Origin of the sequence: Paraburkholderia acidisoli (genome assembly GCF_009789675.1) — a bacterium.
Classification (GTDB): domain Bacteria; phylum Pseudomonadota; class Gammaproteobacteria; order Burkholderiales; family Burkholderiaceae; genus Paraburkholderia; species Paraburkholderia acidisoli.
The window spans coordinates 2,402,599-2,416,283 of the sequence record NZ_CP046913.1 but is presented as its reverse complement, the minus strand read 5'-3'; the positions used below and the strand labels follow the sequence as shown (position 1 = coordinate 2,416,283).

The window sequence follows — 13,685 nt, the reverse complement described above, 5'->3', positions numbered from 1 at the left end:
TCAGACCGCTTTCACTTTCTTGACACCGCGCATGGCTGAAACGCCGCGCCCCCGCTTCACAGGTAAATGCCTTGTTGAACTCCCTGCTTGATTTCCTTGCCCACGGAACGCTGCACTTCTCGTGGTGGCAAATCGTGCTGTTCGCCGTCGTGGTCACGCATATCACGATCATCGGCGTCACGGTGTATCTGCACCGCTGCCAGGCGCACCGCGCGCTGGATCTGCACCCCATCGCCGCGCACTTCTTCCGCTTCTGGCTGTGGATGACCACGGGCATGCTCACGGGCCAGTGGGCGGCTATTCACCGCAAGCACCACGCCAAGTGCGAGACCGAGGAAGATCCGCACAGCCCGCAAACGCGCGGCATCTGGAAGGTGCTGCTCGAAGGCGCGGAACTCTATCGCACCGAGGCGAAGAACGAAGAAACGCTGCGCCGTTTCAGCCACGGCACGCCCAACGACTGGATGGAGCGCAACGTCTACACGCGCTACCCCATTCTCGGCGTGAGCATCATGATGGTCATCGACGTGGCGCTGTTCGGCGCGGTCGGCCTGACCGTGTGGGCCGTGCAGATGGCGTGGATCCCGTTCTGGGCCGCCGGCGTCGTGAACGGTCTCGGCCACTTCTGGGGCTATCGCAACTTCAATTCGTCGGATGCGAGCACGAACCTGTTCCCGTGGGGCATCATCATCGGCGGCGAAGAACTGCACAACAATCACCACACGTTCGCGACGTCGGCGAAGCTGTCGAACAAGTGGTACGAGTTCGACATCGGCTGGATGTACATCCGCGTGATGTCGGCGGTGGGCCTCGCCAAGGTCAAGAAGGTCGCGCCCACGCCGCGTCTCACCAGCGGCAAGCTCGTGCCCGACCACGAAACGCTGCAGGCCGTGCTCTCGAACCGCTACGAAGTGATGGCGCGTTACGCCAAGGCCGTGAAGCAGGCGTACCGCCAGGAGCTCGCGCACCTGAAGGAAGTGGGCGAGCGCGAGAAGTACAAGGTCATGCGCGGCGCGCGCAAGTGGTTCGACAAGGAAGAAGCCAGTCTCGACGAACCGCAGAAGCGCCAGCTGCCGCAGATCTTCGCGAACAGCCAGAAGCTGCGCACCTACATCGAGCTGCGCAACGAACTCGCGGCGATCTGGGAACGTTCGAGCGCGTCGCGCGAGCAACTGCTCACGCAACTCCAGGACTGGTGCCATCGTGCCGAGCAAAGCGGCATCAAGGCGCTGCAAGAGTTCGCGTCGCGTCTGCGCCGCTACGCCTGACCGGCTTTTTCGGCCTCCGGTGGAGCGCCTGAAAATCCTTTAAAATGACAGAACGTCACAAAACCCCGCGCTGGCGGGGTTTTTCTTTTTGGGCCGCAGCAACAGCGACCGAGCCGGCGTCCCCACAATGGCTCGATCGACGCGGCGATCGGTAGGGGCAGGAGATATGAGTCAGGCGATCAGAAAGGTCGAATACGACCGCCCGCAAGGCACCGTGTGCAGCGTCGGACAAGCGTGGGCCCGCGTGCCCGACGCGCCGTCGCAAGCCGAGCGCGCCGCGTTGAAAGAGCGCGTGCGGGCATTGCTCAAGCGCGAGAAAGCGGTGCTCGTCGCGCACTATTACGTCGATCCCGAATTGCAGGAGCTGGCCGACGAAACCGGCGGCTGCGTGGCCGATTCGCTCGAAATGGCGCGCTTCGGCCGCGACCACGAAGCGCAAACGCTCGTGGTGGCGGGCGTGCGCTTCATGGGCGAGACCGCGAAGATCCTGAGCCCGAACAAGCGCATTCTCATGCCCGACCTCGACGCGACCTGCTCGCTCGATCTGGGCTGCCCCGTGGACGAGTTCTCGGCGTTCTGCGACGCGCATCCCGACCGCACCGTGGTTGTCTATGCGAACACCAGCGCCGCTGTGAAAGCGCGCGCGGACTGGATGGTCACCTCGTCCATCGGTCTGGAGATCGTCGCCGACCTGCACGCGAAGGGCGAAAAAATCATCTGGGCGCCGGACCGCCATCTGGGCAATTACATCCAGAAGAAAACCGGCGCCGACATGCTGCTGTGGCAGGGCTCGTGCCTCGTGCACGACGAGTTCAAGGGCGTGGAGCTGGACCTGCTGCGCGCCGAATACCCCGACGCCAAGGTGCTCGTGCACCCCGAGTCGCCCGAAGGCGTGGTCGCGCTCGCCGACGTGGTCGGCTCGACCACGCAGCTGATCGACGCGGCCGTGAAGCTCGACGCGCAACGCTTTATCGTCGCGACCGATCTCGGCATCCTGCACAAGATGCAGCTCGCCGCGCCGGGCAAGACCTTCATCGAAGCGCCCACGGCCGGCAACAGCGCCACCTGCAAGAGCTGCGCGCATTGCCCGTGGATGGCGATGAACGGTCTCGGCAATCTCGCCGAGGTACTGGAGCGCGGTCACAACGAAATTTTCGTCGATACCGCGATTGCCGAGCGCGCGCGTCTGCCGATCGACCGCATGCTCGCGTTCGCGGCCGAACACAAGCGCCGCGTGCAGGCGAGCGGCGACCTCGCGCGCGACACGGCGCTGTTCTCGCAAGTAGGAGCCGCATGATGGGTGCACTGGAATTGCTCGCCGTGGACGCGCTCGCGCCCGTGCTCGCCGAGGTGCGCGCGCAGTACGGCGCGGCCTTCGACGCCGCCATCGAGCGCAATGTGCAGGACGCGCTCGCGGAAGACGTGGGCGCCGGCGACCAGACCGGCCGTCTCGTGCCGGCCGACGAGATACGCGACGCGCGCATCGTCGTGCGCGAAGACGCGGTGCTGTGCGGCGTGCTGTGGTTCGACGGCGTGGTGAAGCGCGTCGATCCGCGTATCGAGGTGCGCTGGCACTATCGCGAAGGCGAACGCATGACGGCCAACACGCCCGTGTGCTCGCTGCGCGGCCCGGCGCGCTCGCTGCTCACGGCCGAGCGCAACGCCATGAACTTCCTGCAGTTGCTGTCGGGCGTGGCGAGCGCCACGCGCGGTTACGTCGGCATGATCGCGCACACGCAGGCGCGCATTCTCGACACGCGCAAGACGCTGCCGGGGCTGCGCCTCGCGCAGAAGTACGCGGTGCGCGTGGGTGGCGGCGTCAACCAGCGTCTCGCGCTCTACGACGGCATTCTGATCAAGGAAAACCACATCGCGGCGGCGGGCGGCGTGGGCGCGGCCATGCACGCGGCGCTCGCGCTGAACTCGGGCGTGCCGATCCAGATCGAGGTGGAAACGCTCGAGCAGCTCGAAACGGCGCTCGCGCACGGCGCGAAGTCGGTGCTGCTCGACAACTTCTCGTTCGACATGATGCACAGCGCCGTGACGCTCACGGCCGGGCGCGCCGTGCTCGAAGTCTCGGGCGGCGTGAACGCGGAAACGGTGGTCACCATCGCCGAAACCGGGGTCGATCGCATTTCGATCGGCGCGCTCACGAAAGATGTGCGCGCAACGGATTACTCCATGCGAATCGTCTGAGGCGCGCGGTTGCACGGCGCCTGGCCCGTGCGCCATCCTCGTAAAAAAGCCGCCTCATGGGCGGCTTTTTCTTTGCGGCGACAGGCGAGGCTCAGGACACCGTGCGATTGCGCACGCGCTCGGGCGCGAGCACGGTGGGCAGTGCCTTGGGCAGCGTGTTCGGCCAGTCGCGGCTGAAGTGCAGGCCGCGGCTTTCGCGGCGCGAACGCGCGCTTTCGACGATCAGCGAGGCGACTTCGACGAGATTGCGCAGTTCCAGCAGGTCGCGCGTGACGCGGAAATTCGCGTAGTACTCGAGGATTTCGTCGCGCAGCAGCGAGAGCCGGTGCTGGGCGCGTTCGAGCCGTTTGTCCGTGCGCACGATGCCGACGTAATTCCACATCAGGCGGCGCAGTTCGTCCCAGTTGTGCGCGACCACGACTTCCTCGTCGGAGTCGGACACGCGGCTTTCGTCCCAGTCGGGCAGCGGCGCGTGCGCGGCCGCGCCGAAGCCTTCGGCCTCGATCGCTTCCGCCGCCGAGCGGCCGATCACGAGGCATTCGAGCAGCGAGTTGCTGGCGAGGCGGTTCGCGCCGTGCAGGCCGGTGTACGAGGTTTCGCCCACAGCGTAGAGGCCCGCGAGGTCGGTGCGGCCCGCGAGGTCGGTGACCACGCCGCCACAGGTGTAGTGCGCGGCGGGTACGACGGGAATGGGCTCTTTCGTGATGTCGATGCCGAACTCGCGGCAGCGCGCGAGGATCGTCGGAAAATGTTCTTCGAGGAACGCCGGCGGCTGGTGGCTGATGTCGAGATGCACGCAGTCGATGCCGTGCTTCTTGATCTCGAAGTCGATCGCGCGGGCCACGATGTCGCGCGGCGCGAGTTCGGCGCGCGCGTCGTGCTCGGGCATGAAGCGCGTGCCGTCGGGCAGGCGCAACAGGCCGCCTTCGCCGCGCACGGCTTCGGAAATCAGGAACGACTTGGCGTGCGGATGGAACAGGCACGTGGGGTGGAACTGGATGAACTCCATGTTCGCCACGCGGCAACCCGCGCGCCATGCCATGGCAATGCCGTCGCCGGTGGCCGTGTCGGGGTTGGTCGTGTAGAGATAGACCTTGCCCGCGCCGCCCGTGGCGAGCACGGTGTGCGGCGCCTGGATCGTCACCGTGCGGTCGTTCGCGAGGTCGAGCGCGTAGAGGCCGTGGCAGCGGCGGCCGGGCAGGCCGAGGCGGTCGGACGTGATGACGTCGATGGCCTGATGGTCTTCGAGGATCGTGATGTTCGGATGCTGGCGCGCGCGTTCGAGCAGCGTTTGCACGACGGCGTGGCCGGTGGCGTCGGCGGCGTGAATGATGCGGCGATGGCTGTGGCCGCCTTCGCGCGTCAGGTGGAAGCCGAGTTCGGCCGCGGCGTCTTTCGTGAACGGCACGTCCTGCGCGATCAGCCATTCGATGGCTTCGCGGCCGTGCTCGACGATGAAGCGCGTCGCGCCTTCGTCGCAGAGCCCGCCGCCGGCCACGAGCGTGTCGTCCACATGGTTTTCCACGCTGTCAGCCGAGTCGAGCACCGCGGCAATGCCGCCTTGTGCCCGGTCGCTGGCCCCTTCGGTCATCGCGCGCTTGGCGATGATGACGACGCGCCGCGAGTCGGCGAGATTCAACGCGACGCTCAGGCCTGCCAGCCCGCTGCCGACGATCGCTACATCGAAATTCATGATCCTGCTTCTCCGTCTCTCTTGTTCTGCTTCTGACGTTCATGGTTACCGTCAGACTGAGGTAATCGGCAAGCATACTCCGAGAGCGGAGCGAACGGAAATGGGCGACGTGGCCGCGGGCGTGAAAACACCTTTGCGCGGGCAGGGCAGGTTGGGGCGAAAGGAGAGACCGGGTACGCGCGCACAAAAATGGCGCGCAAAAAACAAAACCCCGCTGCGAGAGCGGGGTTTTGCTGTCTTCGTCAGGCTCGGAGCCAGATCAATTACTTGATCTTGGTTTCCTTGTACTCGACGTGCTTGCGAATAACCGGGTCGAACTTCTTGATCGACATTTTTTCCGGCATGTTGCGCTTGTTCTTCGTGGTCGTGTAGAAGTGACCCGTACCTGCGGTCGACTCGAGCTTGATCTTGTCGCGGATGCCCTTGGCCATGATTTACTCCTTACAGTTCGCCGCGTGCGCGCAGGTCTGCGAGCACGGAATCGATGCCGTTCTTGTCGATCAGGCGCAGGCCTGCGTTCGAGATGCGCAGACGCACCCAACGGTTTTCGCTTTCAACCCAGAATCGGCGGTTTTGCAGATTCGGGAGGAAACGGCGCTTGGTCTTGTTGTTAGCGTGGGAAACGTTGTTGCCGCTCATCGGCGCTTTCCCAGTGACTTGGCATACGCGTGCCATAAGTACACTCCTACGGAATTCTGAGTTCGAGAGCCGCTTTAGTTTCCCAGGGCGAGAAATGGCCGGAAAAGAGAGCGCTCACGTATGGATGAGAGACTACCTCGAACCCAGGCCATATTTCCCCTGGAAGGCCTTGAGGCTTTCGGAACAGGGTTGGAAATAGGCAAACCGTGAGTCTAGCAGAAAAAGCCCTGGAAAATCAAACGCAAATTGCGGCAGGTGTTGCGCGAAGTGTTGCGTAACCCGAACTGTTGCGTAGCCCATTGCGCGACCCGTGCGCCCCGAACGCTGTCGCAGGCCGGCCGCTAGTTCCAGCCATGCCGCGCGAACGAAAACGTCTCGCGCGCTCCGATCACCAGATGATCGACCAGTTGCACTTCCACGAGCGCCAGCGTTTCGCGCAGCACACGCGTGAGGCGGCGGTCGCTCGCGCTCGGCTGGACCGCGCCCGACGGATGATTGTGCGCGACGATCAGGCTCGCGGCATTGAGCGTGAGCGCGCGCCGCACGATCTCGCGCGGGTACACCGCCATGCGCGTGAGCGAACCGCGCGAGATCTCCTCGGAGCGGATCAGCCGGTGACGCGCGTCCAGAAAGAGGCAGACGAACACCTCGTGCGGCCGCCCGCCGATCAACAGGCGCAAATAGTCCTCCACGGCGGCGGGCGAGTCGACGAGCGGTTTGTCGTCGAGCGCTTCGGCGAGCGCGCGGCGCGCCAGTTCCGTGATCGCCTGGAGCAGCGCCGCTTTCGCCGGGCCGATGCCGCGCAGGCCGTCGAACTCCTCGGGCTGTGCGTCGAGCAGCGCGCGCAGCGAGCCGAAACGCGTGAGCAGCGAGCGCGCGACGTTGAACACGTCGTGGCCGGGCAGGCCGGAACCGAGCAGGATCGCGATCAGTTCGATGTCGGAGAGCGCCGTCGCGCCGGCCGTGCGCAGCCGCTCGCGCGGCATGTCGCGCGAGCGGAGCGGCAGCGGCGGTTCCGGGGAGGTGCCCGCGTCCGAAGTTGCCAGCGATGCCGCGGCCGACGGTATGGCCGACGGTATGACCGACACAGCCCCCGACGCCGCGGTCGATGCCTGGGGTGCCGGTTCGGCCACCGTTTCAACCGTCATGTCGACGGGCGGATTGCCGGCCTGCGCCGCCCGCCTTGCGCGGGCGCGCGGCCGTTCGCGTTCGGCGCAGGCGAGCGCGGGGCCAACGAGCGGCCCGGTATTCGAACGGCCTGGAACCGGGCGCGGCTCGAGCGCGCGTTGCGGGAGGACTTGCGTCATGGCGTGACTCCTGATGCTGAAAAAGGGTGGCGCGCCGACCTCGACCGTTCATGAAAGCGGCGCACAATTCGACGAGCGGCACCGCACGTCCGCCCCGGCCAAGTGGCTTACAATAGATGTTTTCCGGTCGCCCGACGGGGGCCGGACCGGCGCCTCGCGGCGCGCACGCGCGTCTTGCGCGTCTCGACGAGAATGAGTAACGCATGAGCATCATCGACATCTCCGAAGTGAAACCGGGTTCCCATGTGACGCTGCACTACCGGCTTTCGCTCGCCGATGGCACCGAGATCGTCAACACGTTTGTCGACCGGCCGGCCACGCTGCTGCTGGGCGCCGGCCAGCTGGCGCCGCCGCTGGAGAACATTCTGCAGGGCCTGAAGGTTGGCCACCACTCCACCTTTCAGCTAGAACCCGGGGTCGCCTTCGGCCAGCGCAATCCCGACCTGATCCAGCGCGTCTCGCTCAAGACGCTGCGCGACAACGCCATGATCGGCGAGTCGTTCAAGCCGGGCGACCTGGTCGAATTCAACGCGCCCAATGGCGACCGCTACGCGGGCGTGCTCAAGGAAGTCAACGAGACTTCCGCCCTGTTCGATTTCAACCATCCGCTCGCAGGCCAGGCGGTTGCGTTCGAAGTGCAAATCATCGGAATCCTGTAAAGCCCATGACCACCACGGACACGTCTGTACTCGCCGAGCTTGCCGAAGCGGAAATCCTGCTTGCCCAGCCGCGCGGTTTTTGCGCCGGCGTCGACCGGGCCATCGAGATCGTCGAGCGCGCCATCCAGTTGCACGGCGCTCCCATCTACGTGCGTCACGAGATCGTTCATAACGCCTATGTCGTTGAGGATCTGCGCCAGAAAGGGGCGATCTTCATCGAGCAGCTCGACGAAGTCCCCGCGGGCAATACCGTGATCTTCAGCGCGCACGGTGTTTCGAAGGCGGTGCGCGCCGACGCGGCCGCGCGCGGCCTGCGTATTTACGACGCCACGTGTCCGCTCGTCACCAAGGTGCACGTCGAAGTCGCGAAAATGCGCGACGAAGGCCTCGACATCGTCATGATCGGCCACAAGGGTCACCCGGAAGTGGAAGGCACGATGGGCCAGGTGGGCGAGGGCATGTTTCTCGTCGAAGATATCGCCGACGTCGAGGCGCTCGCGTTGCGCGATCCCGCGCGCGTTGCCTTCGTCACGCAAACCACGCTGTCCGTGGACGACGCCGCCGAAATCATCGCGGCGCTCAAAACGCGCTTCCCCGAAATTCGCGAGCCGAAAAAGCAGGACATCTGCTACGCCACGCAAAACCGCCAGGACGCCGTCAAGTTCATGGCGCCGCAGTGCGACGTGGTGATCGTGGTGGGCAGCCCGAACAGCTCGAACTCGAACCGCCTGCGCGAAGTGGCCGAGAAGCGCGGCATTCCCGCCTATATGGTGGACGCGCCCGAGCAGATCGACCCGCAGTGGCTCGCCGGCAAGCGCCGCATCGGCCTGACCGCGGGCGCTTCGGCGCCCGAGGCGCTGGCGCAGAAGATCATCCAGCGCCTGCACGAACTCGGTGCGCGCAACGTGCGCGCGCTCGAGGGCATCGAGGAGAACATCGCGTTCCCGCTGCCGCGCGGCCTGGGGCAACCGGGCTGAGTTCCGGATCGGTTCTCCGCAGACGAAAGCGCGCCGCTGGCGCGCTTTTTTTGTGCCTCCGCAGGCGAATCGGCTCCATTTAATGGGGTCGCATTAAGAAAAGCGAGCGGTTAACCCCGCGAAACCTGCCGGTTTTTATCAGTGTTTTCGCTATATTGGGGCGTCATATCATCGATATAGCCCTAATTATTTGAGCCTGATTACGTGCTCAATCTCCCATCGCCCCAATTCGGTGCATTGCGTTTTTCGCACTGCACGATTGCTCAGCGCCCGCACCAATGCCCGCCCCACAAGGCATTGCGCCCGTCGGCCGCAACACATGATGCCGATGCCGCCAATTTTTGGTGCAACTGGTGCACGAAAATGCGGCGCAACCTAGGTGCAACCCGCGCCCGGCTCTTATCTAGATATTCGGTTGCAATGCAGGAAAACCCTGCCGGTTCAACAATATTGCCCGTCGCATAATTGGCGTTACAATGCGCGCGTTCTGAGGGTTGGAGAGGTTTTGGAAGGCCCTCGAACAAGCATTTCGGAAGGCGCAGGAGACCTGATTAATGCACGTCGAATTTGCTTTTGCCACGCCTTCGATGGCGGCGGTTGCGCCACGCGACGCGTGGTTCAGCCCAACGATCGAATGGGCGGTTCGCGTGGGCAGCGGCGAAATATCGACGATCGTTGCGCGCACTGAAGGAGCCGAAGTGCGTTTCGGATACGACGATGAAAACGGCCACGCCCGAGTCGCACCTGCGGCCCGCGCGGATGCCTCAAAGACGTCCGGAATCGCGTTCGCTCCCGTCGTCATGAAAACTGGCATGCACCTTGCTTTTGCATGCACCGGCGCAAGCGCTGTCGTTGTGCCGGTTCGTCGCCTGACTGGCGGGCCTCTCGTATGCGAGGGTGTCCGGCGCGCAGGCGGTCCGGAAGAGGGAGTCATGACGTTCGACGCATTCACGGCGCCGGTCCGCAAGACCGGCCGCGAGTTTGGCGCCGCGCACGTGACAGGTAGTTGAACCCGACGGCACCGAACCATCCGACGGTGCCGTTTTTGCATCCGCTTCCGGCGAGCCTGCCGCTGCAACACAGCGACAACGCAAACCGGCCGCGGCCAACCTTTACCGGTCTTTTACTTCAGTACCCGAGAGTGTCGTTGCGGTTCCGTAAAACATCGCCCACCGGCCGATGACAAGCGCGAATCCGGTCGCACGGGCTAAGGAGCATTAAATGGATATTTTCATCCAGCAGATCCTGAATGGGCTGGTGCTTGGCAGCATCTACGCCATCATCGCACTGGGCTACACCATGGTGTACGGGATTCTGGGCATCATCAACTTCGCGCACGGCGACGTGCTCATGGTCGGCGCCATGGTCGCGCTCTCCGCGATCACCGTCATCCAGAATCACTTTCCGGGTCTCGGCCACATCCCCACGCTGATCATCGGGCTGGTCGTTGCCGCCGTCGTGTGTTCGGTCGTCGGCTACACCATCGAGAAGGTCGCTTACCGGCCGCTGCGCCGCGCGCCGCGCCTCGCACCGCTGATCACCGCCATCGGCGTGTCGATCCTGCTGCAGACGCTGGCGATGATGATCTGGGGCCGCAACCCGCTCGCGTTCCCGCAGCTCATCTCGACCGATCCGATCAACGTGATCGCCCCGACCGAAACCGGCGTGGGCGCCGTGATCTCGCCGACGGAAATCGTCATCATCGTGGTCGCGTTCCTCGTGATGGCGGGCCTGCTGCTGCTCGTGCACCGCACGAAGCTCGGCCGTGCCATGCGCGCGATCGCCGAAAACCCCAACAACGCCTCGCTGATGGGCGTGAACCCGAACTTCGTGATCTCGGCCACGTTCATGATCGGCTCGGCGCTGGCGGCGCTGGCCGGCGTGATGATCGCCTCCGAATACGGCAACGCGCACTTCTACATGGGCTTCATCCCTGGCATGAAGGCGTTCACGGCCGCGGTGCTGGGCGGGATCGGCAACCTGGGCGGCGCGATGGTGGGCGGCGTCGTTCTCGGTCTCATCGAACAGCTCGGCGCGGGTTACATCGGCAATCTGACCGGCGGCGTGTTCGGCAGTAACTATCAGGACGTGTTCGCATTCGTCGTGCTGATCGTCGTGCTCGTGTTCCGTCCGTCGGGGCTGCTGGGCGAACGTGTCGCGGACCGCGCATAAGGGAGTAGCACAACATGACTTCAATTCAACCGATCGAGCCGTCGACGACGCTCATCCCCGAAAAGAACCGCACGAAGACGCTGACGGTGGGCATCGCCACGGCGATCATCGTCGCGATCCTGCCCTTCGTGGTGGGCGCCACGGGCGGCAACTACTGGGTGCGCGTGCTGGACTTCGCGATGCTCTACGTGATGCTCGCGCTGGGTCTGAACGTGGTGGTCGGCTTCGCCGGCCTGCTCGACCTGGGCTACATCGCGTTCTACGCGGTGGGCGCCTACGTGGCCGCGTTGCTGACCTCGCCGCACCTCACCACGCAGTTCGCGTGGATCGCCAACATGCTGCCCGGCGGCATGCACACGCCTTACTGGATCGTGATTCCGGTGGCGATGGCGCTCGCGGCCATTGCGGGTATCTGTCTGGGCGCGCCGACGCTGCGTCTGCGCGGCGACTACCTCGCGATCGTGACGCTGGGCTTCGGGGAAATCGTTCGTATCTTCATGAACAACCTCGACCGTCCGGTGAACATCACCAACGGCCCGCAGGGCATCACGGGCGTGGCGCCGCTGTCGATCGGCGGCTTCAACCTCGCGCAGCCGCACGAGATTCTCGGCTTCACGTTCACGTCCGTGTACATGTACTACTACGCGTTCGTGGTTTGCGCGCTGCTCGTGATCTGGGTGTGTACGCGTTTGCAGCACTCGCGTATCGGCCGCGCCTGGGCCGCGATCCGCGAAGACGAAATCGCCGCCAAGGCCATGGGCATCAACACGCGTAACGTGAAGCTGCTGGCGTTCGCGATGGGCGCCTCGTTCGGCGGTCTCTCGGGCGCGATGTTCGGTGCGTTCCAGGGCTTCGTCTCGCCGGAATCGTTCACCTTCTGGGAATCGGTCGTGGTGCTCGCCTGCGTGGTGCTGGGCGGCATGGGCCACATTCCGGGCGTGATCCTGGGCGCCGTGCTGCTCGCCATCTTCCCCGAGTTTCTGCGCTCGACCATGGGCCCGCTCCAGCACTGGATCTTCGGCCATGAAATCGTCGATACGGAAGTCATCCGCCAGTTGCTCTACGGCCTCGCGATGGTCGTCATCATGCTGTATCGCTCGGAAGGCCTGTGGCCCGCGCCGAAGCACGAAGACAAGATCGCGAAGATCGCGAAGCGCGGCAACAAGAAGCCGGTGCGCGCGTAATACGGAGAGGACAACGCTATGAGCAACAAATCCATTCGCCTGTCCGTGAAGGGCGTGAACAAGCGCTTCGGCGGCCTGCAGGCGCTCTCCGACGTGGGCCTGCAGATCGAGGAAGGCACGATCTACGGTCTGATCGGCCCGAACGGCGCCGGCAAGACCACGTTCTTCAACGTGATTACGGGGCTGTACACGCCGGATTCGGGCGAATTCAAGCTCGACGGCACGGAATACAAGCCGGAAGCCGTGTATCAGGTGGCGAAGGCCGGTATCGCGCGCACGTTCCAGAACATTCGCCTGTTTGGCGGCATGACGGCGCTCGAAAACGTGATGGTCGGCCGCCACGTGCGCACGAAGCACGGCCTGATCGGCGCGGTGCTGCAAACGCCGTCGGAACGCCGTGAAGAGCGCGAGATCAAGGAACGCGCGATCGAACTGCTCGAATACGTGGGCATTTCGCAATACGCGGACTACACCTCGCGCAATCTCTCGTACGGCCACCAGCGCCGTCTGGAGATCGCCCGCGCGCTCGCGACCGATCCGAAGCTGCTCGCGCTCGACGAGCCGGCGGCCGGCATGAACGCGACCGAGAAGGTCGAACTCACGCGCCTGCTCGACAAGATCCGCGCCGATGGCAAGACCATCCTGCTGATCGAGCACGACGTGAAACTGGTGATGGGCCTGTGCAACCGCATGACAGTGCTCGACTATGGCAAGGTGATCGCCGAGGGTCTGCCGCAAGACGTGCAGAAGGACCCGAAGGTGATCGAGGCATATCTGGGCGCGGGGGTTCACTGATGGCAACGCCGGTACTGAAAATCAAGGGTCTGCAGGTCAATTACGGCGGCATTCAGGCGGTCAAGGGCGTGGACATGCAAGTCCAGCAGGGCGAGCTTGTCACGCTGATCGGCGCGAACGGCGCGGGCAAGACCACGACCATGAAGGCCATCACGGGCCTGAAGGCGTACGCCGCTGGCGACATCGAATACATGGGCCAGTCGATCAAGGGCGTGCCCGCGCACGAGCTGCTCAAGCGCGGTCTCGCGATGGTGCCGGAAGGCCGCGGCATCTTCGCGCGCATGTCGATCGTCGAAAACATGCAGATGGGCGCGTACCTGCGCAACGATAAAGACGGCATCGCGAAGGACGTCGAGCGCATGTTCGGCTTCTTCCCGCGCCTGAAGGAACGCGCCACGCAGCTCGCGGGCACGCTCTCGGGCGGCGAACAGCAGATGCTGGCCATGGCGCGCGCGATCATCTCGCGTCCGAAGCTGCTGCTGCTCGACGAACCGTCGATGGGTCTCTCGCCGATCATGGTCGAGAAGATCTTCGAAGTGGTGCGCACGATCTCGTCGGAAGGCATCACGGTGCTGCTGGTCGAGCAGAACGCGCGTCTCGCGCTGCAGGCGGCGAACCGCGGCTACGTGATGGATTCGGGTCTCGTGACGATGGAAGGCGAGGCCAGGCAGATGCTCGACGATCCGAAGGTGCGCGCGGCGTACTTGGGCGAATAAGTTGGGCCAATAAGCTGGGCGAATAAGCCGCTCAAACCACGTTCGCCGAAACCGGGCTCCGCATCAAGCGGGGCCCGGT

Annotated in this window: 14 protein-coding genes; 10 read left to right on the top strand and 4 right to left on the bottom strand. The window is 64.5% G+C overall.

The annotated features are described in order from the left end of the window. Positions 1-71 precede the first annotated feature (71 nt). From FAZ98_RS10625 to nadC, 3 genes are all read left to right on the top strand, one after another. Complete coding sequence (locus tag FAZ98_RS10625) at positions 72-1,268, top strand: DesA family fatty acid desaturase (protein ID WP_158951175.1); 1,197 nt, start codon at positions 72-74, stop codon at positions 1,266-1,268. Between the two features lie 166 nt (positions 1,269-1,434). After that, a complete protein-coding gene (gene nadA / locus FAZ98_RS10620) occupies positions 1,435-2,565 on the top strand; it encodes a quinolinate synthase NadA (RefSeq protein ID WP_158951174.1) in 1,131 nt (376 codons plus the stop codon). Then, the gene (gene nadC / locus FAZ98_RS10615) at positions 2,565-3,464 is read left to right on the top strand and encodes a carboxylating nicotinate-nucleotide diphosphorylase (RefSeq protein ID WP_158951949.1); all 900 of its coding nucleotides are present in this window, start codon (positions 2,565-2,567) and stop codon (positions 3,462-3,464) included. The genes nadA and nadC overlap by 1 nt, the downstream gene beginning before the upstream one ends. A 91-nt stretch (positions 3,465-3,555) precedes the next feature. On the opposite strand, the gene nadB is transcribed toward nadC, so the two are convergent. From nadB to radC, 4 genes are all read right to left on the bottom strand, one after another. Beyond that, complete coding sequence (gene nadB, locus FAZ98_RS10610; protein ID WP_158951173.1) at positions 3,556-5,157, bottom strand: L-aspartate oxidase; 1,602 nt, start codon at positions 5,155-5,157, stop codon at positions 3,556-3,558. A gap of 263 nt (positions 5,158-5,420) precedes the next feature. Continuing rightward, positions 5,421-5,588 carry a 50S ribosomal protein L33 gene (gene rpmG / locus FAZ98_RS10605; protein WP_158951172.1) on the bottom strand — a complete coding sequence of 56 codons (168 nt, stop codon included), beginning with the start codon at positions 5,586-5,588 and terminating at the stop codon, positions 5,421-5,423. Positions 5,589-5,598: 10 nt separating this feature from the next. Continuing rightward, positions 5,599-5,832 carry a 50S ribosomal protein L28 gene (gene rpmB / locus FAZ98_RS10600; protein WP_027794135.1) on the bottom strand — a complete coding sequence of 78 codons (234 nt, stop codon included), beginning with the start codon at positions 5,830-5,832 and terminating at the stop codon, positions 5,599-5,601. 305 nt (positions 5,833-6,137) lie between these two features. Continuing rightward, entirely contained in the window at positions 6,138-6,944 is an 807-nt protein-coding gene (gene radC, locus FAZ98_RS10595; RefSeq protein WP_158951948.1) for a RadC family protein, read from the bottom strand. Between the two features lie 362 nt (positions 6,945-7,306). Here radC and FAZ98_RS10590 point away from each other — a divergent pair, with 362 nt between their 5' ends. From FAZ98_RS10590 to FAZ98_RS10560, 7 genes are all read left to right on the top strand, one after another. Further along, a complete protein-coding gene (locus FAZ98_RS10590; RefSeq protein ID WP_158951171.1) occupies positions 7,307-7,762 on the top strand; it encodes an FKBP-type peptidyl-prolyl cis-trans isomerase in 456 nt (151 codons plus the stop codon). 5 nt (positions 7,763-7,767) lie between these two features. After that, positions 7,768-8,739 carry a 4-hydroxy-3-methylbut-2-enyl diphosphate reductase gene (ispH, locus tag FAZ98_RS10585; RefSeq protein WP_158951170.1) on the top strand — a complete coding sequence of 324 codons (972 nt, stop codon included), beginning with the start codon at positions 7,768-7,770 and terminating at the stop codon, positions 8,737-8,739. Between the two features lie 554 nt (positions 8,740-9,293). Further along, positions 9,294-9,749 (top strand): hypothetical protein, encoded by a 456-nt coding sequence (locus tag FAZ98_RS10580; protein ID WP_158951169.1) that lies wholly within the window; start codon positions 9,294-9,296, stop codon positions 9,747-9,749. A gap of 211 nt (positions 9,750-9,960) precedes the next feature. Beyond that, positions 9,961-10,911 (top strand): branched-chain amino acid ABC transporter permease, encoded by a 951-nt coding sequence (locus FAZ98_RS10575; RefSeq protein ID WP_158951168.1) that lies wholly within the window; start codon positions 9,961-9,963, stop codon positions 10,909-10,911. A gap of 14 nt (positions 10,912-10,925) precedes the next feature. Next, positions 10,926-12,095 (top strand): ABC transporter permease subunit, encoded by a 1,170-nt coding sequence (locus FAZ98_RS10570; protein WP_158951167.1) that lies wholly within the window; start codon positions 10,926-10,928, stop codon positions 12,093-12,095. Between the two features lie 18 nt (positions 12,096-12,113). Then, positions 12,114-12,890, top strand: a complete 777-nt coding sequence (locus FAZ98_RS10565) for an ABC transporter ATP-binding protein (protein WP_158951166.1) — start codon at positions 12,114-12,116, stop codon at positions 12,888-12,890. Then, positions 12,890-13,606, top strand: a complete 717-nt coding sequence (locus FAZ98_RS10560; protein WP_158951165.1) for an ABC transporter ATP-binding protein — start codon at positions 12,890-12,892, stop codon at positions 13,604-13,606. Before FAZ98_RS10565 ends, FAZ98_RS10560 begins: the two co-directional genes overlap by 1 nt. Positions 13,607-13,685 lie beyond the last annotated feature (79 nt).